The organism is Knoellia sinensis KCTC 19936, from assembly GCF_000768705.1.
In the GTDB taxonomy this organism is placed as follows: domain Bacteria; phylum Actinomycetota; class Actinomycetes; order Actinomycetales; family Dermatophilaceae; genus Knoellia; species Knoellia sinensis.
Window position 1 is genome coordinate 86,649 of the sequence record NZ_AVPJ01000004.1, and the last position, 23,144, is coordinate 109,792.

General features: G+C 69.0%; 23 protein-coding genes. 14 read left to right on the top strand and 9 right to left on the bottom strand.

The window, feature by feature from the left end:
- Positions 1-40: 40 nt before the first annotated feature.
- Positions 41-727, bottom strand: coding sequence for a hypothetical protein (locus N802_RS06855; RefSeq protein ID WP_035914412.1), 687 nt, complete (start codon positions 725-727; stop codon positions 41-43).
- A 135-nt stretch (positions 728-862) separates the two neighbouring features.
- On the opposite strand from N802_RS06855, the gene N802_RS06860 reads away from it, so the two are divergent.
- Positions 863-1,120 carry a hypothetical protein gene (locus N802_RS06860; protein WP_084071994.1) on the top strand — a complete coding sequence of 86 codons (258 nt, stop codon included), beginning with the start codon at positions 863-865 and terminating at the stop codon, positions 1,118-1,120.
- A 24-nt stretch (positions 1,121-1,144) separates the two neighbouring features.
- Positions 1,145-2,158: a hypothetical protein gene (locus tag N802_RS06865; protein WP_156971312.1), complete on the top strand. Its 1,014-nt coding sequence runs from the start codon at positions 1,145-1,147 to the stop codon at positions 2,156-2,158.
- Here N802_RS06865 and N802_RS06870 read toward each other — a convergent pair.
- On the bottom strand, positions 2,109-3,479 hold the full coding sequence (locus N802_RS06870) for a hypothetical protein (RefSeq protein WP_052109541.1): 1,371 nt from the start codon (positions 3,477-3,479) through the stop codon (positions 2,109-2,111). The two genes, N802_RS06865 and N802_RS06870, sit on opposite strands and share 50 nt — an antisense overlap.
- A 61-nt stretch (positions 3,480-3,540) precedes the next feature.
- The gene (locus N802_RS06875) at positions 3,541-5,331 is read right to left on the bottom strand and encodes an AMP-dependent synthetase/ligase (protein WP_035914421.1); all 1,791 of its coding nucleotides are present in this window, start codon (positions 5,329-5,331) and stop codon (positions 3,541-3,543) included.
- A gap of 129 nt (positions 5,332-5,460) precedes the next feature.
- Between N802_RS06875 and N802_RS06880 the strand changes: the two genes are divergently transcribed.
- From N802_RS06880 to N802_RS06900, 5 genes are read left to right on the top strand one after another with little or no spacing between them, the layout of a single operon-like run.
- Positions 5,461-5,913, top strand: a complete 453-nt coding sequence (locus tag N802_RS06880; protein ID WP_035914015.1) for an SRPBCC family protein — start codon at positions 5,461-5,463, stop codon at positions 5,911-5,913.
- 46 nt (positions 5,914-5,959) lie between these two features.
- Positions 5,960-7,174: an ArsA family ATPase gene (locus tag N802_RS06885; RefSeq protein WP_169743400.1), complete on the top strand. Its 1,215-nt coding sequence runs from the start codon at positions 5,960-5,962 to the stop codon at positions 7,172-7,174.
- Complete coding sequence (locus N802_RS06890) at positions 7,164-7,652, top strand: hypothetical protein (protein ID WP_035914019.1); 489 nt, start codon at positions 7,164-7,166, stop codon at positions 7,650-7,652. Before N802_RS06885 ends, N802_RS06890 begins: the two co-directional genes overlap by 11 nt.
- Positions 7,649-8,611, top strand: coding sequence for an ROK family glucokinase (locus N802_RS06895; protein ID WP_035914020.1), 963 nt, complete (start codon positions 7,649-7,651; stop codon positions 8,609-8,611). The genes N802_RS06890 and N802_RS06895 overlap by 4 nt, the downstream gene beginning before the upstream one ends.
- A 17-nt stretch (positions 8,612-8,628) precedes the next feature.
- The gene (locus N802_RS06900; RefSeq protein ID WP_084071950.1) at positions 8,629-9,465 is read left to right on the top strand and encodes an endonuclease/exonuclease/phosphatase family protein; all 837 of its coding nucleotides are present in this window, start codon (positions 8,629-8,631) and stop codon (positions 9,463-9,465) included.
- Between the two features lie 27 nt (positions 9,466-9,492).
- Here N802_RS06900 and N802_RS06905 read toward each other — a convergent pair whose 3' ends face one another.
- The gene (locus N802_RS06905) at positions 9,493-10,065 is read right to left on the bottom strand and encodes a hypothetical protein (RefSeq protein WP_156971313.1); all 573 of its coding nucleotides are present in this window, start codon (positions 10,063-10,065) and stop codon (positions 9,493-9,495) included.
- Between the two features lie 172 nt (positions 10,066-10,237).
- Between N802_RS06905 and N802_RS06910 the strand changes: the two genes are divergently transcribed.
- The 5 genes from N802_RS06910 to N802_RS06930 all read left to right on the top strand — a co-directional run bounded on the left by N802_RS06910 (position 10,238) and on the right by N802_RS06930 (position 15,445).
- The gene (locus N802_RS06910; RefSeq protein WP_035914022.1) at positions 10,238-11,056 is read left to right on the top strand and encodes a lysophospholipid acyltransferase family protein; all 819 of its coding nucleotides are present in this window, start codon (positions 10,238-10,240) and stop codon (positions 11,054-11,056) included.
- Entirely contained in the window at positions 11,028-12,248 is a 1,221-nt protein-coding gene (macS, locus tag N802_RS06915) for a MacS family sensor histidine kinase (protein ID WP_156971315.1), read from the top strand. The genes N802_RS06910 and macS overlap by 29 nt, the downstream gene beginning before the upstream one ends.
- The gene (locus tag N802_RS06920; RefSeq protein WP_035914023.1) at positions 12,245-12,946 is read left to right on the top strand and encodes a response regulator; all 702 of its coding nucleotides are present in this window, start codon (positions 12,245-12,247) and stop codon (positions 12,944-12,946) included. Before macS ends, N802_RS06920 begins: the two co-directional genes overlap by 4 nt.
- Positions 12,947-13,026: 80 nt before the next feature.
- Positions 13,027-14,373: a class II 3-deoxy-7-phosphoheptulonate synthase gene (locus tag N802_RS06925; RefSeq protein ID WP_035914024.1), complete on the top strand. Its 1,347-nt coding sequence runs from the start codon at positions 13,027-13,029 to the stop codon at positions 14,371-14,373.
- Positions 14,374-14,401: 28 nt separating this feature from the next.
- Positions 14,402-15,445, top strand: a complete 1,044-nt coding sequence (locus tag N802_RS06930) for a threonine aldolase family protein (RefSeq protein WP_035914025.1) — start codon at positions 14,402-14,404, stop codon at positions 15,443-15,445.
- Positions 15,446-15,458: 13 nt separating this feature from the next.
- Here the strand turns inward: N802_RS06930 and N802_RS06935 are convergent, their stop codons facing one another.
- From N802_RS06935 to N802_RS06945, 3 genes are all read right to left on the bottom strand, one after another.
- The gene (locus N802_RS06935) at positions 15,459-16,394 is read right to left on the bottom strand and encodes a DMT family transporter (RefSeq protein ID WP_035914027.1); all 936 of its coding nucleotides are present in this window, start codon (positions 16,392-16,394) and stop codon (positions 15,459-15,461) included.
- Positions 16,394-18,343 carry a Stk1 family PASTA domain-containing Ser/Thr kinase gene (gene pknB / locus N802_RS06940; protein ID WP_035914029.1) on the bottom strand — a complete coding sequence of 650 codons (1,950 nt, stop codon included), beginning with the start codon at positions 18,341-18,343 and terminating at the stop codon, positions 16,394-16,396. Before pknB ends, N802_RS06935 begins: the two co-directional genes overlap by 1 nt.
- 62 nt (positions 18,344-18,405) lie before the next feature.
- Positions 18,406-19,548, bottom strand: a complete 1,143-nt coding sequence (locus N802_RS06945; protein ID WP_052109544.1) for a LysM peptidoglycan-binding domain-containing protein — start codon at positions 19,546-19,548, stop codon at positions 18,406-18,408.
- A gap of 98 nt (positions 19,549-19,646) precedes the next feature.
- On the opposite strand from N802_RS06945, the gene N802_RS06950 reads away from it, so the two are divergent.
- Positions 19,647-20,045, top strand: coding sequence for an Rv2175c family DNA-binding protein (locus N802_RS06950; protein ID WP_052109546.1), 399 nt, complete (start codon positions 19,647-19,649; stop codon positions 20,043-20,045).
- A 208-nt stretch (positions 20,046-20,253) separates the two neighbouring features.
- Here N802_RS06950 and N802_RS06955 read toward each other — a convergent pair whose 3' ends face one another.
- Positions 20,254-21,339, bottom strand: a complete 1,086-nt coding sequence (locus N802_RS06955) for a polyprenyl synthetase family protein (RefSeq protein WP_425402462.1) — start codon at positions 21,337-21,339, stop codon at positions 20,254-20,256.
- Positions 21,340-21,409: 70 nt separating this feature from the next.
- Between N802_RS06955 and metF the strand changes: the two genes are divergently transcribed.
- The gene (gene metF, locus N802_RS06960) at positions 21,410-22,297 is read left to right on the top strand and encodes a methylenetetrahydrofolate reductase [NAD(P)H] (RefSeq protein WP_035914035.1); all 888 of its coding nucleotides are present in this window, start codon (positions 21,410-21,412) and stop codon (positions 22,295-22,297) included.
- A gap of 195 nt (positions 22,298-22,492) precedes the next feature.
- On the opposite strand, the gene N802_RS06965 is transcribed toward metF, so the two are convergent.
- Entirely contained in the window at positions 22,493-23,014 is a 522-nt protein-coding gene (locus N802_RS06965; protein WP_052109547.1) for a YbaK/EbsC family protein, read from the bottom strand.
- Positions 23,015-23,144: the final 130 nt, after the last annotated feature.

Genomic DNA, 23,144 nt, shown 5'->3' on the forward strand with positions numbered 1-23,144 from the left:
CCTCCGGGAGGCAGGCCGCACAGGGACGTCCAGGGTGCTCTCAGGCGCCGATGAACACTCGTCCCATGGCGAAGACTCCGTGCTGAGGAATCCAGAAGTCGCCAAGCCGGGCCTGCTCGGGCAAGGGCGCTGGCGGCCCTGCGTCCTGCCCCTGGATCTGCGCTGTCGCGTCCACGACCCGCCAGATGCGTTGCGGATTGGCGTCGAACGGAAGTCCATTGGCCGTGAGGCCCGTCATGCCCACCTTCCCGACTCCCAACGTCGATGATGCAACGGTGCCCATTGCTCTGAGGAGCGCGGGCGAGCGCCACGCGGCGAGCGGCAGGGGTCGGGCCACGGCGCTCATGACTCGCGTCATCGGCGACGAGGCGAGGGTCAGCGTCCAGTCGACCAGCGGCGGCGATGTGACGCGCAGGAGATGCGACCCCTCCCACGTGACATCGATGTCGACGACGGTCGACTCCTGCACCCCGTGGCCAAACCAGCGCGAGCAGGCGAACTCTGGCTGGGCGGACTCGTAGAAGTGCCAATTGTCATCGGGGTCCCGATGCCAGATCGACGTGAACTGCTCGCCGACCGAGGACGCAGTCCACCGTCGCAGTCCCAGCACATGGCCGGAGGCAAACGGCTGACCCATGACGCCGTAGCCCGAGACCCGTTCGTCAGTCCCGGCCGGAAGCTGTGGATGCCGCTCGGACTCGAGCGCGCAGTCGCGTGGCGACCTCACGTCCCCAACGTAGCCCTTGCGGAACGGGACGCGTGGCAACGGGAGCATCTGCGGAACCGCACACAGTGTTCCCATCCGCCACTGTCAGTGCCGGCTCATAGCGTGTGTGGCGACCCGATGAAAGAGGTGATGAACATGTCCCACGACCTGACCCACGACAGCCTGACCATCCTCTGCTCGCGTTGCCCGGTGCGCGATCTCCACTGCGGTGACTGCATGGTGACCGCCCTGGTCGATCCCGACGCCATGGGCCTGCGCAGTGACCTACCGATCGACTCCGATGAGCGGGCCGCGGTGACGGCGTGTGTGCGCGCTGGACTCATCACGGCCGAGTCCGCAGCGTCGGTGCGTTCCCAGCGCGTCCCGTTCGACCTCGGACATGCGGTCGGGTGACGTTCGCCTGACACGATGGGGCACGTGCCCCTGACCGACCAACGATCTCGTATGCCGTCGCGCCCCTTGCGAGCCCGGCTGACAGTCGTCGCCGTGGCCGGCTCAGTGCTCGTCTCGACCGTGACCGGCTGCGTCCGAGGTGAGCCGGAGCCCACGGTCTCCGCCTCGGTCGTCGGGACGCCGGCGGTGCCCGAGAGTGCCGCACCGGCGCCCGCCACCTCACCCACGGTGCCTGCGTCCCCGCCCGGGGGTGAACCGAGCTTGCCGCCCTTGGCAGGGGCACTCACCGTCGAAGGCACCGCAAGCACGGTGACGGGCACCGTCGACAGGGCGACGCTCACGGCATACGCAGAGATGGCAGACCGCGCGGTCAGTGACGTCAACGAGCACTGGACGCACACGTGGCCCCGTCAGGTCACGATCATCGCGCCCAAGGACGCCGCTGCCTTCCGGGAACAGGTGGGTCGAGCAGACGACCTCAGCCAGGTGGCCGCGATCACTGATGGGCCGGTCGACGCGACCGGCCGCGCGACCCGCGACCGCATCGTGCTCAATCCCGACGCCTTCGCGCGGTTGACGCCCACCGGTCGCCAGTTCGTCATCACCCACGAGAGCACCCACGTCGCAGTCCGCAGCTCCCTCCCCGGTGCGGCGCCCTTGTGGCTCGTCGAGGGCTTCGCCGATCATGTCGGGTATGCGGGGTCGGGGCGCCCCAGGGGTGAACTCGCCGCACCCCTCCTCACGAGGGTCGCGGACGGCAATGGGCCGACGAGGCTTCCCACGCAGGGGGACTTCGACCCGAGCCAAGGGGAGATCGCGCCGAACTACCTGGCCGCGTGGCTCGCGGTCGATCTCATCGCCCGCCGTCACGGAGAGGCAGCGCTGCAGCGGTTCCACACCGCGTCGAGTGTGACCGAGTCACCGGCACGTGCCGAGGACGCCATGGACCGGGCGTTCGTCGATGTTCTCGACACGACCCGGGCCGAGTTCACGAAAAGGTGGCTGGCGGAGCTGAACCAGTTGGCGGCTCCGAAGTGACGTCTCCACGATCCCGGGCAGGAATGGCCAAGGAGATCGCCACGAGAGCCGCACTCAGCCAGTACTGGTTGTAGAACGCCTGCTTGTTGACGAGGTTGGCCGCCAAGAGGACGAACGCGAACCAGCGCAACAGTTCGTCGAGCCCGGGCTGGCGCCGATGGATGAGCCATGCCGCGATCCCGAGGGCACCGAAGACGACGAGGCCAGTGACCCAGAACGGCAGCGTGATGCCGTGTTCGTTGAGGAACCAGAGGTACCACGTGTTCGCGAAGCGGATGGGGTGGAAGCCCACGAGAAGCGTGATCGTGTCGTGGACGAAGTCCGAGGGCGAGGCGAGGAACCACGGCGCGATGAGAACACCAGTCAGCGCGCCCGTCGCGACGGCGCGTCTGGCCCCGAACGGCCGCCACAACAACATCAGGGGGAGGAGGAGAGCAAGATGCTGCTTGCTCGCGCAGGCCAGTGCGAGCGGCACGATCGCCCACCACGCGTGACCGCGCCGCACGAGCACTGCCCACCACACCAGGCCGGTGGCGAGCAACGGCTCGGTCCAGGCCTGGTCGATCTGGGTCAGAGTTCCGGGTGCGACGACAAGAGCCGCCACCGGGATCGAAGCACGCAGGGCCGTCGCGCGCGCACTGCTCGGCGCATCCCCGGGGCGCGGGCGGGCCAGGGCCCAGATGCCAGCGAAGAGGACCACGGACCAGAACGCGATGGCCCAGCGCACATCGCCCCCGATCCACCGACCCGGAGCGAGCAGCACCGTCGTCCACGGCAGGTAGGTGAAGGCGTCCTGGATCCCTGGAGAGTCGGTCCAGGACATGTCGTAGAAGTTCTCGCCACGGGCCAGCGCATCGCTCGCCTGCTGGAGCGTGACCCACACGTCGATCTTCGGAGCCGGGTCGCCGATCGTCGTGATCGTCGCGGTGACGACGTGGCCGAGCACGGCAAGCAGGTATGCCGCCCGCGCCCGTGCCGCGGTCGGTGCGGCGAGGAGCCCAGCAGCTCCGACACCCACGACGGTGAGAACCGTGAGGGCCGCGGTCAGCGCACCGTCGCGCAGGTAGCTGAACAGTGGCACGGCCCAGGTGATCGCCACCGACGCCAACAGGACGAAGGGGGCGAGTAGCGGTGGGGCAGAACGAATCTCTGTCCGACGCCACAACCACAGCCCGAGCCCGACGGCGACCACCGTCAGGGTGACCACGATGGGGAATCGGAACCGGACGACGCTCCACTGGAGCACGCCGAGGTAGGCGAGCCATCCTGCGGCAAGCAGCCACGCGGCATACGTCTCGCGGGCGAAGCCCGCAAACTTCACGGATCGCGGGGAACCTTCCCCGCGATCCGTGAAGTTTCCCTCGGTGGAGGGAGGGGGTCGGTCAGCCGCCGTAGAGCGCATCGACCTCATCCGCGAAGTCGCGCATGACCACGTTGCGCTTGAGCTTCAGCGAGGGGGTCAAGTGCCCAGTCTCCTCGGTGAAGTCGTTCTCGAGCACGGCGAACTTGCGGATCGACTCGGCCTTGGACACGGCGGTGTTGGCCTCGTCGACGGCCTTCTGGATCTCGGCGAGGACGGTCTCATTGGTCCGGGCCTGGGCCGGGGTGATTCCCTCGAGCCCGTTGTTGGCGGCCCACATGGGGAGCATCTCCTCGTCGATCGTGACCAGGGCCGCGATGAACGGCTTCTGGTCACCGACGACGATGCACTGCGAGACGAGCGGGTGCGCGCGGAGGCGGTCTTCGAGCACTGCGGGGGCGACGTTCTTGCCACCGGCGGTCACGAGGATCTCCTTCTTGCGGCCCGTGATCTTGAGGTAGCCGTCGTCGTCGAGCTCGCCGATGTCACCGGTGTGGAACCAGCCGTCGCGAATGGCCTCGGCCGTCGCGTCGGGGTTGTTGCGGTAGGTGCCGAAGACGTTGTGTCCCTGGACGAGGATCTCGCCGTCCTCGGCGATGCGCACGGCGGTGCCGGGCAGCGGCGGGCCGACGGTGCCGACCTTGAGACGCTCGGGGAGGTTCACGCAGATCGGCGCGGTCGTCTCGGTCAGGCCGTAGCCCTCGAGGATCGTCACCCCGATACCGCGGAAGAAGTGGCCGAGGCGGGTCCCGAGGGGCGCGCCACCTGACACGGCGTACTGGACCTTGCCGCCCATGGCTGCGCGGAGCTTGCCGTAGACGAGCTTGTCGAACACGGCGTGCTTGGCCTTGAGGCCGAACCCGACGGAGCCGGACTCCTGGGCCTCGGAGTAGGCGATGGCGGTGTCGGCAGCCTTGGCGAAGATGTTGCCCTTGCCACCGGCGACGGCCTTGGCCTCGGCCGAGTTGTAGACCTTCTCGAAGACCCGCGGCACGGCGAGGATGAAGGTCGGCTGGTAGCTCGCGAAGTCGTCCAGGAGGGTCTTGATGTCGGCGGAGTGCGCCAGCTTGGCGCCCGAGTGCACGCAGAGCACCTCGATGAAGCGCGCGAAGACGTGGGCCAGGGGGAGGAAGAGGAGCGTGGCCGCGCCTGGGGCTGCGACGACATCCTTGAGCTTCTCGACGGTGTTGTCGGTGAGGTCGAGGAAGTTGCCGTGGGTCAGCTCGACACCCTTGGGCCGCCCGGTCGTGCCGGAGGTGTAGATGATCGTGGCGATCGACGCACGGTTGACGCCGTCCCGAGCCGCGACGAGCGTCGCGTCATCAGACCCGGCGCCCGAGGAGGCCAGGGAGTCGAGGTCGCCGTTGTCGATGACCCAGGTGTGGGTGAGGGAGGGGAGGGTCGCCGACACACCGGAGAGAGCGCCCTGATGCTTGGTCGACTCGACGACGACACCGACTGCGCCCGAGTCCTTGAGGATCCACTCGACCTGGTCGGGGGAGGAGGTTTCGTAGATCGGAACCGGGATGGCTCCGGCCGTCCACAGGGCGAAGTCCGTCAGCGTCCACTCGTAGCGGGTGCGGCTCATGATGCCGACCGCGTCCCCGGGCCTGACGCCGGACGCGAGGAAGCCCTTGGCGAGGGCGTCGACCTGATCAGCGAATTCCTTGGCGGACACGTCGCGCCACCCGGCGCCGTCACGCACGGAGAAGGCGGCACGGGTGGGGTTCTCACGACGATGGCGATCCGGGAGATCGGCGAGGCTGCCCTCCGTGGTCTCGGGAGCGAGGGCGGGAGTGATCTTCTCTTGCAACAACGTGCTCTCCTTCGGCTGGCCGAGAGATGTCCTCGTCGGGCCAGGTCGCCAGCGGTTTCAGCGGCGGACGCGACATCTGCCGTGGTCCGATCCTAGAGGTAGGCAGGGGTTCGGTAGCCTGCGCCCATGACAGAGAGCACGTCGTCCTCCATCCACATCGCGGCCGAGCCGGGCGCCGTGCTCGACGTCATCGCCGACTTCGAGGCCTACCCCGAGTGGGCCGATCAGGTGAAGACCGTGACGATCCTCAGCGAGGACGGTGACGGGTGGGCGGACCAGGTCGAGTACGTCATGGATGCCGGGGCCGTCAAGGACACCTACGTGCTCGAGTACGACTGGGACCGCATCGCCGAGGACGGGTCGGGCGTCGTCGCCTGGAGTCTGGTGCGAGCCGGTGTGCTCAAGGCCCTCGACGGGTCCTACACCCTCACCTCGGACGGCGAGGGCACGCAGGTCGACTACGCACTGTCCGTCGACGTCAAGATCCCCATGATCGGGATGCTGAAGCGCAAGGCCGAGAAGCTCATCATCGACACGGCGCTCAAGGAGCTCAAGAAGCGCGTCGAGTCCCTCGCCTGAGGGCCTCGCCATCCCTGCCGCCGCAGTCGCGCTGCCTCCGGTTGCCGTGACGCCGCGCGTCGTCCTCGTCACCGGCAAGGGGGGAGTCGGCAAGACGACGACCGCAGCGGCCCTCGCCGTGGACGCAGCCCGGGCCGGGCAGCGCACCCTCGTCATGTCGACCGACGTGGCACACAGCCTCGGGGACGCACTCAAGGTCGACCTGCGCACGTCCCGGACGTGGGACCAGACCCAGGAGGTCGAGGAGCGCCTCCACGCCCAAGCCGTGGGGGCACGCACCAGCGTTGCGGCCGACTGGGGGACGCTGCGCGACTACCTCCTGACCGTTCTCGACTCGGTGGGCGTCGACCCGGTGGTGGCCGAGGAACTCACCGCACTTCCCGGCGCCGACGAGATCAGCGCGCTGCTCACGTTGGGCCACCACGCCACGAGCGGCGCCTGGGATGTCATCGTCGTCGACTGTGCGCCGACGGCTGAGACGCTGCGCCTGCTGGCCCTTCCCGAGCTCCTGGGTTGGCACCTTGACCGACTGCTTCCGTCGCAGCGCCGTCTGCTCACGGCGATGCGACCGGCTGCGGCGAAGGCTGCCGGCCTCCCGCTGCCGAGCCTTGACGTCCTCGACGTCGTTGCGACCTGGCGTGCCCACATGGCCGAAGTGAGGGACCTGCTCACCTCGTCTCGGGCCAGCGTGCGGATCGTCCTCACGCCCGAGAACGTCGTGATCGCCGAGGCTCGCCGTATCCTCACGTCCCTGTCCCTGCACGGGTATGCCGTCGACGCAGTCGTCGTCAACCGCGTCATTCCGATCGACGACGACCCGTGGCGGTCCGCGTGGAACTCGGCCCAGTCCGCAGGCATCGCCACGATCATCGAGTCCTTCCACGGGACTCCCGTCCTCACGGCGCCGTATCTCGCAGGCGAGCCCACCGGAGCAGCGGCACTGGCGGATCTTGCCCGTCAGACCGCCACCCTCGACGGTGACCTGCCGCCCCTGGGCGCGCCGGTGAAGTCGAACGGACTGCGCGTCGATGCCGACGGTGAGGAGTTCGTCCTGGTCCTGCCGCTGCCGCTGGCCCGCTCGGGCGACGTCGAACTGGCGCGTCGGGCCGACGACCTCGTCGTTGACGTCGGGGGCGTGCGCCGTGTGATTGCGTTGCCCTCGGTGCTGCGACGATGCATCGTCAAGAATGCTGGGGTGCGCTCCGGGGAACTCCGGGTGCGTTTCGAACGCGTAGAGGAGGAGTGGCCGAGTGGACGCTGAGGCGCGAGTTGATGCAGCGGTGGGTTCGGTTGCCGAGGAGGCAGCCCGGCTGCTCGCGGCACTGGGACGACCTGCCGGCGGCCACAACGAGCCCACGCCGGGGAGCGGGCCGGAGGCTCCCACCGCTGACGGGGCACGGGGCGACGACTCCGCTGACCACGCTGCGGGTGCCGGCGGCGCTGGGCCGGCGGATACACAGGCCCCCGGGCGCGATGGCCACGCGCAACATGTTCACGTCGCCATGGGTGACGCCGAGACGTGCACGTGGTGCCCGGTGTGTCGCTCGATCTCGGTCCTGCGCGGCGTGAGTCCCGAGACGTTGGCTCGCCTCGCGGATCTCGCCACCGCCGCGGCGACGGTGCTCACGGAGATGGCGGGACGGCATACGGAATCCGCGGGCGAAGCCCGCCCGGGGGCGCCGGAGCGGACGCCACGCAGCGAGGCGATCACGGTCGTCGACGAGGACGACCAGTCGTGACCCTGGCGATCGGCATCGACATCGGCGGCACCAAGGTCGCCGGTGGTCTGGTCGATGAGCGCGGAGAGATCCTCGCCCGAGCGCGACGCGACACACCGCATCGTTCCAAGCGGCCCAAGGTCGTCGAGGACACCATCGTCGATGTCGTGGAGGAACTCCGTTCGGAGGGGCACGACGTCTCGGCGGTCGGCATCGGCGCCGCTGGATTCGTGGCCGCAGACCGAGCGACCGTTGTCTTCGCGCCTCACCTGTCCTGGCGGGACGAGCCCCTGCGCGACGCCCTCAGCAAGCGCATCGACCTGCCGATCGTCGTCGACAACGACGCCAACGCGGCATGCTGGGCCGAGTGGAGGTTCGGTGCGGCACAGGACGATTCGGACGTCGTCATGGTCAACCTCGGCACGGGGATCGGCGGAGCGATCCTTCTCCACGGTGAGCTCTACCGTGGCCGATTCGGCATCGCTGGGGAGTTCGGCCACATGCAGGTCGTACCCGAAGGACAGCGTTGCGAGTGCGGCAACCGCGGATGCTGGGAGCAGTACGCCTCCGGCAACGCCCTCGTGCGGGAGGCGCGCGCGATGATCCTCGCCAATTCGCCGGTCGCCACGGATCTGGCGTCTCGCGTGGACGGGAGGGCGGACGAGCTCACCGGGCCGATCGTCACCGAGGCCGCACGCGACGGCGACCCGACCTCGACCGAGTTGCTCGCCGAGATCGGGCACTGGCTCGGCATCGGCATCGCGAACCTCGCGGCGGCGTTCGACCCGGGCACCTTTGTCATCGGCGGTGGTGTCTCGGCGGCCGGCGAGCTTCTGCTCGGGCCGGCGAGAGACACCTTCCGGCGTCGCCTCACGGGTCGTGGCTACCGGCCCGAGGCCCGGATCGTCGCTGCCAAACTGGGGAACGAGGCCGGTCTCATCGGCGCTGCCGACTTGGCCCGCAACGAATCGGCGACCTGACCACCGAGAGGAGCGGCGTGACGACGATCCGGATTGCGAGCTACAACACCCGCGACTTCCTCGAGGACCCGTATGCCGCGGCCCGTGTGGTGCGGGCCATCGACCCGGACGTCCTCTGCCTGCAGGAAGTTCCGCGCCGGTTGTTCTCGACTCAGCGGGTCGCGAACTTCGCCCGGGACTGTGGCATGTATTGGTCAGGTCGCCACCGGGGGAGTGGCGGCACGACGATCTTCACGTCCCTCAGGGTCGACGTCGTGGAGTCCAAGCACACCCGACTGCGGGTCGCGTTCCTCCAGAGGACGAGGGGCTTCGCTCTGGCCAGGGTGGCCGCTCCGGGACGGGAGCCGATCGCGGTGGCCAGCGTTCACCTCAGCCTCGACGCGCGTGAGCGCGCGGCGCACGCAAAGGTCATCCTGGGGGCCGTCAACGTCGGCGGTGAGGTCGTCCTCGCGGGTGACCTCAACGAGAACGAGTCCGGGGAGGCCTGGAAGGCGTTCGCCGGTGTGATGCGGCTGGTCTCGCCCGCCGTTCCGACGTTCCCGGCTCGCCGTCCTCGGAAGGTTCTCGACGTGATCTTCGCGTCGTCAGGGCTGCACCCCGAGCCGCACGCGGCGATCGACATCCCCGAAGCCGACCTGGTCGCCGGAAGTGACCATCGCCCGACCTGGGTCGACATCCGCCTCGGGGAGCCGACGGTGGTTCAGGAAGGGGCCGAGGAAGCCGCCGCAGCCGCGAGCGAGACGGTCACCGAAGGCATGGTCGAGGAGGCCGAGGCCTTGGCCGTCGATCAGGTCGCGCAGGCCGATCCGGTGTCACCGACCCCAGGATCCGGGGCTGATTCCCTCGAACGGTGATGGGTCACGTGCGGTCGACTGCTGCGATCAGACGCGGGAGCCGTCGTCGCTGTCCTCCGGGTCGCGCCGCACGGGCTGCCGCATGACCAGCAGCGCGAAACCACCGACGAAGAGCAGGATCGAGCCGAGCGTCCACCACCCCTGGTAGAAGGGCCTGACGATCAGGACCCAGATCAGCAGGAGGGGGCCACCGACCATGCCGATGACCGCGCCCCAGTAGCCGATGTCCTCGGGCGGGGGAAGATCGGCCATCCCTCGCGGGGAAGGGTCGTCGTCAGCCTCGTCCTCGTCGACCTCGGCCGTGGGACCACGCCACCCCGTCGGTGGTGCAGTCGCGGACTCGGCACCTGCTTCAGAACCTTCACGGCGGTCGCCGTCGGACTCATCGGCAAGTTCAGGGGTGGCGGTGTCGTCCGTCGCGGGGCTGCCCTCGTCCGTGACCTGCTCAGGCGGTGACGGTGCGTCGGTCTCGGGCGGTGACAACGCGGCATACGCGGCCGTGATGTCGTACACGGTGCGCGGTCCCGACGGTTCGACGGGGGCGTCGTCCCAGTGGGCGACGATCGCGTCGAACTCCGCGTCGATGTCACGGTCGTTCATGTGGTTGGCCTCACGGGGACGAGAACGGACGATCACCTGAAATGGTGCCACGTTCGACGGCGCGACGTCTCGGGCAATGACGACGGCGATCCCTGTCCGCAGGCGCCCAAGTCCGGTCGCACGTTGCGAGTCGTGCACTAGAGTTCGAATCGTCGCGACGGAAAGGACGACGGTGTTCTACTGGGTGCTCAAAACGGTGGTCCTGGGGCCCATCCTCAAGTTCCTGTTCCGACCGTGGGTGGAAGGTGAGGAACACATCCCCGAATCCGGCGGCGCGATCTTCGCGAGCAACCACCTGTCCTTCTCCGACTCGATCTTCCTGCCGCTCGTCGTGCCCCGTCGCATGACCTTCCTCGCGAAGGCCGACTACTTCACCGGAGGCGGACTCAAGGGTCGACTGACGGCAGCCTTCTTCCGCGGCGTCGGGCAGGTTCCCGTCGATCGGTCCGGCGGCAAGGCCAGCGAGGCGGCGCTGAACTCCGGACTCAAGATCCTGCGTCGCGGCGAGCTCCTCGGCCTCTACCCCGAGGGAACGCGCTCGCCCGACGGACGTCTCTACAAGGGCAAGACGGGTGTGGCCCGGATGGCTCTCGAGGCTGGGGTGCCCGTGATCCCGGTCGCCATGATCGACACCGACAAGGCCCAGCCGACGGGCAAGGTCATCCCCAAGGTCATGCGGGTCGGGGTCAAGATCGGCAAGCCGCTCGACTTCTCCCGCTACAAGGGAATGGAGGACGATCGATTCGTCCTGCGCTCCATCACCGACGAGGTCATGTACGCCCTCATGGAGCTCTCTGGCCAGGAGTACGTCGACATGTATGCCGGGTCGATGAAGGATCGACTCACGCGGGCCAAGAAGATCCTTCAGCGTGAGCAGGCCGAGGCCGCGAAGCCCGGTCGAGCCGTTGACGAACTCGAACGCGAACTCGAGGCATTCGACCCCGAGGCCCGTGATCGGCCCGGTGGCACCGACGGCCGACGTGCTGGGTGAGGTCATGAACCGCCGGGGGGCGCTGTTCGGGGTGACGCGGCGCTCGTCCCGCACGGGACGGTCCGAGCCGGTCATCGTCGAGGCGTTCTCACGAGGGCTGGACTGGTTCCGACCGGCCGCGGCACTGTACGCCGGCACGGTCGTGTGGTCTCGCTACGAGACCATGGCGCGACCGTGGGTGGCGTTCACCGTCGTCGGCGTTCTCATGGCCTTCAGCCTCGCGCTCCTGGCCTTCCGCCGGCGGACGACGGGCCTGCTCGCGGTCGAGGTGGCCCTCGCCGTGGGAGGCATCTTTGCCACCCTCCTGGCCGACCACCCCGAGGACGTCGCGGCGGGTCAGTTCACCCTGCCGACCATCTGGGCTGCCGGGCCAGTCGCCGGGGCCGCCGTCCTCCACGGCCGGCTCGGTGGACTCGTCGTGGCCGGCATCATCGCGGTCGCGGACATCCTGGAGGTCGGGTCGCCGAACCCCACGACGTGGCACAACATCCTCCTGCTCGTGCTCCTCGGGGGGCTGATCGGACTGGCGGTCGACCTCGCGCGCGAAGGGCTGCGGCACTACGAGGAAGTCCTTGCCGAGCAGGAGCGACTGCGCGAGCGTGAGCGCCTCGCTCGAGTCGTCCATGACGGCGTGCTGCAGACACTTGCCTTCATCCATCGCCGCGGCGGAGAGATCGGCGGTCAGGGGGCCGAACTCGGGGGGCTCGCCGCGGAGCAGGAGCGCACACTTCGACGGCTCGTCTCGCAGGGGCTGACCTCGGCACCCGTGACGGAGTCGCCGGCTGCGGGCCGGGCTAGCCGTGACCTTCGGGCCATGCTCGGCGCCCACGAGGGTGAGCGCGTCAGCGTCTCCCTCCCTGGGGGTCCGGTTCTGCTCGACGCGGCGCGAGCGGACGAAATCGACGCCGCGGTCGTGGCGGCCCTCGACAACGTCACTCAGCACGCCGGTGCCGACGCGAAGGCCTGGGTGCTGCTCGAGGCCGATGCCGACACCGTGACCGTGACCGTCCGCGACAACGGCGTCGGCGACGAGCCCGAGCACCTCCTGACCGCTGCCTCCCGAGGACGGCTCGGTGTGAGCCAGTCGATCCAGGGCCGCGCTCGCGACCTCGGCGGCACCGCCGACGTCATCACCAGACCCGGGGGTGGCTGCAGGGTCGTCATCTCCGTGCCCCGCAAGGAGAACGCATGAACGACACCACGCCCGCGCCGATCACCGTGCTCGTGGCCGACGACCACCCACTCTGGCTGGGCGCGCTCGAGCGTGATCTCGCCCAAGCGGGTCTGGAGGTCGTCGCCACGGCCGCCGACGGGCCGTCGACCGTGCGGCGCACCCGTGCGACACGACCGGACGTGCTGGTGCTCGACCTCAACCTTCCCGGCATGCGCGGCGACGAGGTGTGCCGGGCCGTGGGTGACCTCGAGACCCGAGTCCTGATCCTCTCGGCCAGTGGTGAACAGATGGATGTCCTCGCCGCAATCAAGGCCGGTGCCACCGGATACCTCGTGAAGTCGGCATCCAGTCAGGAGATCGTCGAGGCCGTGGCCGCGACGGCACGTGGCGAGGCCGTCTTCACACCCGGGCTGGCCGGGCTCGTGCTCGGGGAGTTCCGACGCATGGCCGCCGGCGGCGCCGAGGTCGAGTCGGCGCCGCAGACCGCAGGTCGGCCCATCCCGGAGCTCACGGATCGCGAGACCGAAGTCCTCCGGCTCGTCGCCACCGGGATGTCCTACAAGGAGATCGCCGCCGAGCTCGTCCTGTCGCACAGGACGGTCCAGAACCACGTCCAGAACACGCTCGGCAAGCTGCACCTGCACAACCGCGTCGAGCTCGTCCGGTTCGCCCTGGCGCGTGGCCTCGAGGATGGGCCGACCGAGCCCGGGACGTGAGCCGGGAGTGGGAGGGGAGTGACCGGCATACGGGCGCCGCAGGCCACGGATCGAGACGCGCCTATCCTTGACGAGTGAGCATGACCACCGACGCGGACCTGAGCACCCACCTCGAGGCGACCCCCGACCTGCCCGCTGCGCAGCAGCCGGTGTGGCCGGACGCAGTCGCCCTCGACGCCGCTGTCTCCGAGCTCGCGACCTATCCGCCGCTCGTCTTCGCCGGTGAGTGCGATGTGCTGCGTGACCGCATGGCGGCCGCGAGCCGCGGTGACGCGTTCGTCCTCCAAGGGGGCGACTGCGCCGAGACGTTCGCCGGCGCGACTGCCGACAACATCAAGAACCGCATCAAGACGATCCTCCAGATGGCCGCCGTCCTGACCTATGGCGCGTCCGTGCCGGTCGTCAAGGTGGGCCGCATGGCGGGCCAGTTCGCCAAGCCCCGCAGTAGCAACACCGAGACGCGCGAGGACGTGACCCTTCCGGCCTACCGCGGCGACATGGTCAACGACTTCGACTTCACCGAGGCTGCGCGCACCCCCGACCCACAGCGTCTCGTTCGCGCGTACCACGCGAGCAGCGCGACGCTGAACCTCGTGCGCGCGTTCACGACCGGTGGCTTCGCCGACCTGCGCCACGTGCACGACTGGAACCGCGGCTTCGTCGCCAACGCCGCGAACCAGCGCTACGAGAAGCTTGCCCGCGACATCGACAAGGCCATGAAGTTCATGGCCGCGTGCGGCGCCGACTTCGAGGCGATGAAGACCACCGAGTTCTTCGCCGCCCACGAGGCGCTGCTCCTCGACTACGAGCGCCCGCTCACGCGCGTCGACTCGCGCACGGGCGACCTCTACGACACGTCGGGCCACTTCATCTGGATCGGTGAGCGGACCCGCGACCTCGGTGGTGCGCACCTCGACTTCGTGAGCCGGATCCACAACCCGATCGGCGTCAAGGTCTCGGCCAAGGCCCAGGTCGACGACCTGCTGCGGATGATCGACCTCGTCGACCCCGAGCGCACGCCGGGCCGACTGACCTTCATCACGCGCATGGGCGCCGGGCAGGTGCGCGAGGCGCTTCCGCCCATCGTTGAGAAGGTCACGGCGAGCGGCGCTGCCGTCACGTGGATCTGTGACCCGATGCACGGCAACACCTTCGAGTCGGCGTCGGGCTACAAGACCCGCGACTTCGATGACGTCGTCGACGAGGTCCGCGGCTTCTTCGAGGTGCACCAAGGGCTCGGCACCGTGCCGGGTGGTATCCACGTCGAGCTCACCGGCAATGACGTCACCGAGTGCCTCGGCGGCGCCGAGAAGATCCTCGATGAGGACCTCAACAAGCGCTATGAGACGGTCTGCGACCCGCGCCTGAACCACCAGCAGAGTCTCGAGCTGGCGTTCCTCGTCGCCGAGATGCTCAGCCGCGACTGACGCTGTGGTTGCTTCTGACGAATCGGGTATGCCGTCCCGCTGGGTTGCGGACCTCCTTTCCGACACGCTGACCCAGCCCACTCAGGCGATGCGCCTCGCCATGGCGGAGGCGCCGGTGGGTGACGACGTCTTCGGTGAGGACCCGACGGTCGCGGAGCTTGAGTCCCGCGTCGCCGAGTTGCTCGGACATGAGGCAGGGCTCTTCACCCCGACCGGGTCGATGGCCAACCAACTCGGCATGCGACTTCATGTCGAGGCTGGCCAGGAAGTCATCGCCGACTCGTTGGCGCACGTGCTGCGAGCCGAGCTCGGGGCTGCAGCGGTGCTCTCGGGGATCTCGTCGCGGTCGTGGGCTTCGGAGCGCGGACGCCTCGAGCCGGATGCCCCTCTTGGGCTGATGAGTGTCGGTGCCGGGCCCTATCAGGTGAGCACAGCGCTCATCGTCCTCGAGAACACCCACAACTTCGGTGGTGGGACGATTCAGTCACTCGAGGCGATCCGCGAGGTGCGCGCTGCCAGTCAGACCGCAGGCGTGGCGATGCACCTCGACGGCGCGCGGCTCTGGAACGCACACGTCGCGACCGGCATCCCGCTCGCCGACTACGGTCGAGAGTTCGACACGGTGAGCGTGTGCCTGTCCAAGGGTCTCGGCGCGCCAGTGGGTTCGGTCCTCGTCGGCTCACGTGAGCACATGGAGCGAGCGCGGATCTGGCGCAAGCGGTTTGGTGGTGGGATGCGTCAGGTCGGTATCCTTGCCGCCGCCGGCCTGCATGCCCTTGACCATCACATCGAGCGGCTGGCCGACGACCACGCGCGGGCCGCACGGTTCGCATCAGCCGTGGGGGCCGTGGCGCCGTCGGTCGTCTCGCCCGAGCTGGTCGAGACCAACATCGTCATGCTCGACGTGAGCGAAACCCGTTGGGCGCCTGCGGAACTCGTCGACGCAGCGGGAGCACGCGGCATACGGGCCTACGCGGCGGGGCCGCGAGCCGTGCGCCTGGTCTGGCACCTCGACGTCGACGACGCGGCGACGGATGCCGCAACCGAGGTCTTCACTGACCTGCTCGCCTGAGCAAGCCGGGCCGTCACACGTCGTGGTGGAGGATCTCCACCGGCGGATCTTCGAGTGCTGACGCGTCGGCCGCGTGCGTGGCGCCGCGGAGTTCGACGAGATACATGGCGAAGAGGACGAGCCCGCCACCGACGAGCAGTCGCCACGTGACGGACTCGCCACCGAACAGCACCGCAAAGAGTGCGGCGAAGACCGGCTCCATCGCCATGACGATCGCCGCACGTGTGGCGGTGAGGTGGGCCTGCGCCCACGTCTGGGCAATGAGTGCGCCGGCACCAGCGAACACGGCCATGTAGAGGAGCGAGACCCACTGACCACCGGTCGCAGGGAGGGTCACGCCGTCCGGGAGGGCAGCCACGAGGCAGATCACTGCGATGACCGCAGCCTGGATCGTTGACAGGCCCAGGGCGGTCGATGCCGTCGACCAGCGACCGAGCGCGAGGATGTGCAACGCGTACACAGCGGCGGATCCCAACGTGAGTGCCTCGCCGAAGCCCATGGCGAGGCCCTGCAAGGACAGGACTCCGATGCCCGCCGTCGCGATGGCAGCGGCGATCCACGCGGCGCGCGGAACGTGGTCGCGCAGGAGCAGGGCGCCCAGGACTGGAGTGAGCACGATGTATGTGCCCGTGAGAAATCCCGACACGGAGGCAGCCGTCGTCTCCAGCCCCACGGTCTGCAGAAGCTGCGCCACGGCATACAGGGCTCCGAGGCCGGCGCCCAACGTGAGCTGGCGACGGGTCAGAGCGAGGGTCTGTCGATGGAAGACGACGAACATCAGGACGGCAGCGATGCCGAAACGGACCGCAAGGAAGTCCGCCGACGGGACGTGCTCCACGAGGTCCCGGATCAGGAAGAACGTCGACCCCCAGACGGCTGTCACCGCCAGGAGCAGGAGCACCGCGAGCCGCGCCCGCCCGTCGTGGGCAAGCGGGGGTGAGTTTGTCATCAGACCGTCGTCACGACGATCTCGCTGCCTCTGGGCTGCTGAGATCCTTCAGGAAGGCTGAGTCCCTGGACGGTGCCGAAGTTGAGGCCGGGAATGGCCTGCTTCTCGGTGACCTTGAAGCCTGCGCCCTCGAGGATGCCCTTGACCTCGGCGAACTGCTTGCCGATGAGTCCGCCCGGAACAGCGACGAGGACGGGTCCCTTCGACGTGACCACCGTGATCTTGTCGCCCTTGAAGAGGCTGCCGTCGGCCGGTTCCTGGCGGATGACCGAGCCCGCGGGGATCGTGTCGTGGTTCTCCTCGCCGGAGACCTCGACGACGAGCCCTGCCTTCTCCCACGCGGGTTTGGCCTCCGCGAGTGGCTTGCCGGTGAAGTCAGCGACCTTGATCGGCTGGCGGCCCTTGCTCACCGTGAGGGCCACCGCGGCGTCGCGCTTGAGCTGAGTGCCCGGCTTCGGATCACTCGAGATGACCTGGTCCTCGGGGATCTGATCGTCGTACTTCTCGGTGACCTTCCCCAGGACGAGGTTCGCGCCAGTGATCTCGTTGGTCGCGTCGGCGAGGGACTTGCCCGCGAGGGCCGGGACGGCGTAGCGCTCCGGCCCCTTGGAGACGACAAGAGTCACGGCTGTCCCACGACGCACCTCGGCATTGGCCTTGGGCGCAGTCGAGATGACGACACCCTTGGCCACTGTCTCGCTGAAGTCCTCACGCTTGACGGGGTCGAGGTGCTGAGCGCGCATGGAGGCCTCGGCGGCCACGACCTGCTCGCCGGTGACGGCCGGGACGATCGTCGGTGCGCCAGGGCCCGCGAGGAAGAACCACGCGGTCGCCGAAGCGATGGCAGCGGACACGACCACAAGCAGCCACGGCCACATCGCCCGGCGAGACCCGTCCTCCCGCCGCTCTCGCGCGGTGACGCCCGGAGTGGCCGGTGGCGCACCCCGCACCTGGTCGCGCAGGGATGTTGCGGGCGTCGTCTGATGCTGCGCCCTCGAGGTGACCTGTCGTTCGACGGGCAACGCCGTTGTGCGGGTCACGGTGGCTGCGGCGGCAGCCGCGGACTTGGGGTCCGTCGGCCGATCGTCCAGCTCTCCCGGGCTCAACTCGCGGCGAGCGGTGCGCACGAGAGCGGCGAAAGCGCCCGCGTCGGCAGGACGACCGTCGGGGTCACGCGACGTGGCTGCAGCGACAAGCTCGTCAAGGATTTCCGGAGCCTCCGGTGCCCGGCTGCGCAACCTGGGCGCACCTTCGTGGACATGCTGGTAGGCGACGTTGATGGCCGTGTCCCCGAGGAACGCCTTGGAACCCGACAGCATCTCGAAAAGAAGCAGACCTGCCGCGTAGACATCACTGCGCGCGTCGGCGATCCCACGCTCGACCTGCTCGGGAGAGAGATAGGCCACAGTGCCGAGGAGCATGCCTGAGGAACCCGTGACCGTCTGCGAGGTGACGGCGCGCGCCAGGCCGAAGTCGGCGACCTTGATCGCCCCGTCCTCGCGCAGGATGACGTTCTCGGGCTTGATGTCACGGTGGATGATGCCGGCGTCATGGGCCGCGGCGAGTGCCTCGAGGACGGGGACCATGATGTCCAGCGCGGCACGGGGGGTCAGCGCGCCCTCGGTGTCGACGACCTCGCGCAGCGTCTTGCCGGGGACGTACTCCATCGCGAGGAACATGCGCCCGTCGTCCTCGCCCTGGTCATAGACCGCGACGATTCCGGGGTGGGAGAGGCGGGCTGCGGAGCGGGCCTCACGGTGGAAGCGTGACCGGAAGGTGTCGTCCTGGGCGAGGTGGGGGCGCATGACCTTGAGCGCGACCTCGCGGTCGAGGCGAGTGTCGAGTGCGATGTAGACCGTGGCCATCCCGCCCTCGGCAAGTCGCTCGAGGACGCGGTAGCGGCCGTCGAGGATTTCGCCGACGAGACTGTCGGTGGGGGCTGTGGACACCCGTTGAGTGTACGGACTGCGGGGCCGCACTCCGTGTACCCCCGTGCTGGGCGCCGCCGATGTCACATACGACCCCGGAGCGCCTTGACGTTCGCCACATAGCTCTTGGTGTCGGTGAACATGCCCTTGGACCGGACCGAGGAGAGTCCTTGGTAGTAGCCCGCAATGGCGATGTCCTCGGACCCCGCAGCCCGGGTGAGGGCACGGAGCATGACGACCCCGGCGGTGACGTTGTCCTGGGGGTTGAGGAGGTCGAGTTTGCGTCCGATGAGCGACGAGGCCCACTCCCCGCCCGACGGGATCACCTGCATGATGCCGACTGCGTTGGCGACCGAGACCTGCTTCTGGTTCCAGCCGGACTCCTGCAGCGAGATGGCGAGGGCGAGTTTGGGGTCGACACCGTGGCGGCGGGCGGTGGCCGTGATCATCGCTTTGGTCTGGGCGCGGGTCGGGACCGAACGCTTCGCGAGGATGGCGCGGTTGCGAGCGGCGTTCGCGACGATCTTTGCCGGATAGGTCCGGCCGGCGAACGTGTTGGCGGACGTGGCCTTGGGCGCCTTCGGAGCCGACTTGCGTGCGGCGGTCGTCGGAAGGACGAGACGCTGACCGGGGTGGATCACGGTGCTGCGCAGCCCGTTGGCCTTGACGAGGGCGCCGACGGTGCGGTCGTACCTCTGCGCGATGCCGAGGAGGGTGTCGCCCGACCGGACCCGGTAGACCGACCCGCGGGCTCGGGCGGCAGCGGGCTTGGCGGAGGCAGCCTTCGCGGCGCCGGCTGTCGTGGTGAGTCGCAGCCGCTGGCCCGGGACGATGAACGCGCGGGGCGAAATCCCGCTCGCCTTCGCGATCGCCGGCACGGTCGTGCCATAACGGCGGGCGATGTCGTAGAGGGTCTCGCCGGCGCGAACCCGGTGCGTGGCGACAGTTCGGGCCGTGGCGCGAGGGGCGACCTTGGCGCGGGCCGAGGCCGGAGCCGGGACCTGGATCCTCGCTCCGGTCCACAGGCGCCGCGCATCACTGATGCCGTTCCTGGCAGCCAAGGCTTGCGGCGTCGTCCGGAACGTGGCCGCGAGCCCGATGAGGGTGTCACCGTCCCTGACCGTGTAGGTCGTCCAGCCCGAAGGTGCCGGTGTCGCGTGGCTGATCGTGTGCGCGGGGATGACAGCGGTGGGCGGCACAGTCGCAGGGGGGAGGGCGATGACCATGTCGGCCGTCCTTTCCGAGTGACGAGCGTGCTCGTCGTCGTGGTGTCTGTGTGACTCCTGTGGCAGGCGTTGTCAGAGTAGCCGGTGTGACTAGTTCGATGTGGGATCTGTGGCACAGTGGCCCGGTGAGCGACCAGGACACCGATCTCGAGACCCTCGTCGGCGAGTGGCTGACCGTGCCGGACCTCGCCGAGCGCCTCGGCCTCCCGCTGTCAGCGGTGCGCCGCCTCATCGACGACCGCGACGTGTTGTCGGCGCGCGTTGGCGAACGCAAGGTGGTCGCCGTCCCCGCGAAATTCCTGGACGACGAGGGCGTCCTGCCTGCACTCAAGGGCACGTTCACCGTGCTCGGTGACGGTGGGATGAAGGACGACGAGATCCTGCGCTGGCTCTTCACCCCGGACTCGACGCTCCCTGTGGAGGGTGCGCCGATCGACGCGCTGCGTGGAGGTTTCAAGACCGAGGTGCGGCGGCGGGCCATGGAGCTCGCCTTCTAGTTCTTCGTATGCCGGGTGCGCTCCTTGGGCGCGCTTCGCGCACGTATGCCGTTCGCCGCAGTCCCATCCGCACGTCGCGCGCTGAGCGCGCTCCGCGCTCCCGCCAGACCCAGCCAGCGGCGAACGGCACACCTGCGCTCGCGCCGTGACCGCTCCCTCCCGCTGTCGAACCACGGCGGCTCGCGTCTTTGCGGCTCGGGTCTTGGGGTCAGGCGGTGCGGGCGGTGCTGATCTCCACCAAGGCGTCGAGGACGGGTCGCGCGTCCGGGGTGACTCCGGTGGCGGCGGCGAGGGAGGTGCGGGCGCGGGTCGCCAGGGAGGTGATTTCGCCCTCGACGGCGTCGACCGCGCCGGAGTCGGTGATGACGGCGCGCAGGGCATCGACGTCCGCGGGGGAGAGGTCAGGGCGCCCGAGGTGCTTGCGCAGCAGGGCGCGACCGGCGTCGTCGGTGCCACTCAGGGTGTGGGCGATGAGCAGGGTGCGCTTGCCCTCGCGCAGGTCGTCACCAGCGGGCTTGCCCGTGGAGTCGGGGTCGCCGAAGACCCCGAGGAGGTCGTCGCGGAGCTGGAAGGCGTGCCCGACATCGAGCCCGTAGGACGAGAGATGGGTGAGATCGGTCTCGCCCAGGCCACCGGCGGTCGCGCCGATGAGCAAGGGGTGCTCCACGGTGTATTTGGCGCTCTTGTAGCGAATGACGCGTTGCGCCCGCTCCACACGCTCGGCCGCCGGAAGGTCATCCCAGGGCCGGACCGAGTCGACGACGTCGAGGAACTGGCCCGCCATGAGCTGGGTCCTCATGCGGTCGAACATCTCGCGCCCGCGGGCAAGGTCGTCGGCAGGCAAACCGCTCGTGGCGACGAGCTCGTCGGTCCAGGTGAGGCAGAGATTGCCCGCGAGGATGGCGCCGGCGACCCCGAAGCGCTCGTCGTCGCCACCCCAGCCACGCTCGGTGTGGACGGCTGCGAGCGCGCGGTGCGCGGCCGGCATACCCCTGCGTGTGTCCGAGTCGTCCATGACGTCGTCGTGGATGAGCGCAGCGGCTTGGAAGAACTCCATCGCCGTCGCGAGTCGGATCAACGCGGGGGAGTCCGGCCGCCCTGCAGCGCGGTGGCCCCAGTAGAGGAACGCTGCACGCAGGCGCTTGCCGCCAGCCAGGAGTGACTCGATGCGATCGAGCAGGTCCGAGACGTCGGGTCCGAGTTCATCGAGGACGCCAGACTGGTGGCGCAACTCATCGTCGATGCAGGTCTGGACCCGCGTGCGCAGATCGGCCTCATCCAACGGGCTGGTCACGAACGCTCCTCGCATCTCACGGATTGTGAGCCCGAGCCTACGGCCTTGCGCCTCGACTAATCTCACCCGCATGGCACCCCGCAACATCCCTGCTCTCCTCGCCGGTCAACGGCCGTCGGTGAGCTTCGAGTTCTTCCCGCCCAAGGACGATGTGTCCGAGGCTGCGCTGTGGGATGCCATCCGCCGGCTCGAGCGTGTGCGGCCCGACTTCGTGTCGGTGACCTACGGCGCCGGCGGCTCGACCCAGGACCGCACGGTGCGCGTCACGGAGCGCATCGCGCGCGAGACGACGCTCACCCCTCTGGCGCACCTCACCTGTGTCGGCGCCTCCGTCGAGGACATCCGGCGGGTCGTGGGGCAGTACGCCGCGGCAGGTGTGCGCAACATCTTGGCCCTGCGTGGGGATCCGCCCGGCGACCCCGGGGGCGAGTGGGTGGCCCACCCCGAGGGGCTCGACCATGCGACCGACCTGGTCGGCCTCGTCCGCACGCTTGGCAACTTCACCATCGGCGTCGCGGCGTTCCCCGACGTCCACCCGGCCTCGCGCGACCTCGATCAGGACGTCGAGGTCCTGGTCAAGAAGGCCGACGCTGGAGCGAGCTTCGCCGTGACCCAGATGGTCTTCGACGCGGACACCTACTTGCGCCTTCGGGACCGGGTCGCGCAGCACCGGGACCTGCCGATCACGCCCGGGCTCATGCCCGTGACGAACCTCAAGCAGATCACCCGCATGACCCAGCTCATGGGGACGCCGCTGCCCCAGCGTGTCCTCGGGCGGCTCGAGGCCGTGGCCGGCGACGCCGATGCCGTGCGCGCGGTGGGCGTGGAGATCGCGACCGAACTCGCGCAGCGCATGCTCTCCGAGGGAGCGCCGGGCCTGCACTTCATCACGATGAACCGTTCCACCGCGACCCTTGAGGTCTACCAGAACCTCGGGCTCGCGGCGGGGGCTCGTTGAGGGGAGTCGCGCCCGACCTGAGTAGGCCGATCACGCGATCTGAGTATCCGTACTGATCCCGAGCCTGACCCAGTTGTCAGAGGGTAGCCATGCGGCCGCGTGGCCGGGTCGGTGAGTGTGGAGGGGCGCTCGTCATCCCGGTGACGCGGCCGTGTCGTGTCGAGGTGCCCGACGGCCGGTCTCGGTGGTCCCGCGTCAGTCGACCTCGATGGCCTTGCCGCCGGTGATGCGGAGCAGTTCGTCGTAGGTCGTTTGGAAGACCGAGTGGCTGTGTCCGGCGGCTGCCCACACGTGGTCGTGACCGCTGAGGGTCACATCGACCACCGTCCGCAGAGGGGTGGGATGCCCGACCGGCGCAACTCCGCCGATCGCGAAGCCGGTCCAAGTGCGCACTTCGTCGGGGGTGGCCTTCTCGAGGGCGGCGAGGTCGAGCAGCCCCGCGATCCGGTCCTGGTCCACGCGGTGACCACCCGAGGCGAGGACGAGCACGGGCTCGATCGAGCCGTTGTGGTGGCGCCCCGCGAAGACGAGGGAGTTGGCGATCTCGGCGGGAGTGATGCCGAGCGCTTCGGCCGCCGCGCGGGCGGTGCGGACGGCATCGGGGAGGTAGCGCACGACCGGCCGAACGTGGTGTGCCGCAAGGGTGTCCAGCACAACGGCAACGGACGGATGGACGCTGAGATCGCGCTCCGACTCCGGGTCGCCGGACTGGGTCATGGGGTCAGCGTAAGGGCTTGACGGCCCTGCATCGGGGAACTGTAGAGTGATGGTGTTCGAACAAGTGTTCGAGGTTCTGAGGTTCACATCGGACCGAACGCGTGGTTCGCAACTGACTCCATCCCATCCT

What these genes read in the sequence shown, in the direction of transcription:
- N802_RS06860 (WP_084071994.1), top strand. Translation starts at nt 863, where the DNA reads ATGTCCCACGACCTGACCCACGACAGCCTGACCATCCTCTGCTCGCGT.
- N802_RS06880 (WP_035914015.1), top strand. Translation starts at nt 5,461, where the DNA reads ATGACAGAGAGCACGTCGTCCTCCATCCACATCGCGGCCGAGCCGGGC.
- N802_RS06905 (WP_156971313.1), bottom strand. Translation starts at nt 10,065, where the DNA reads ATGAACGACCGTGACATCGACGCGGAGTTCGACGCGATCGTCGCCCAC.
- N802_RS06920 (WP_035914023.1), top strand. Translation starts at nt 12,245, where the DNA reads ATGAACGACACCACGCCCGCGCCGATCACCGTGCTCGTGGCCGACGAC.
- N802_RS06925 (WP_035914024.1), top strand. Translation starts at nt 13,027, where the DNA reads ATGACCACCGACGCGGACCTGAGCACCCACCTCGAGGCGACCCCCGAC.
- N802_RS06930 (WP_035914025.1), top strand. Translation starts at nt 14,402, where the DNA reads ATGCCGTCCCGCTGGGTTGCGGACCTCCTTTCCGACACGCTGACCCAG.
- N802_RS06935 (WP_035914027.1), bottom strand. Translation starts at nt 16,394, where the DNA reads ATGACAAACTCACCCCCGCTTGCCCACGACGGGCGGGCGCGGCTCGCG.
- N802_RS06945 (WP_052109544.1), bottom strand. Translation starts at nt 19,548, where the DNA reads ATGGTCATCGCCCTCCCCCCTGCGACTGTGCCGCCCACCGCTGTCATC.
- N802_RS06950 (WP_052109546.1), top strand. Translation starts at nt 19,647, where the DNA reads ATGTGGGATCTGTGGCACAGTGGCCCGGTGAGCGACCAGGACACCGAT.
- metF (WP_035914035.1), top strand. Translation starts at nt 21,410, where the DNA reads ATGGCACCCCGCAACATCCCTGCTCTCCTCGCCGGTCAACGGCCGTCG.
- N802_RS06965 (WP_052109547.1), bottom strand. Translation starts at nt 23,014, where the DNA reads ATGACCCAGTCCGGCGACCCGGAGTCGGAGCGCGATCTCAGCGTCCAT.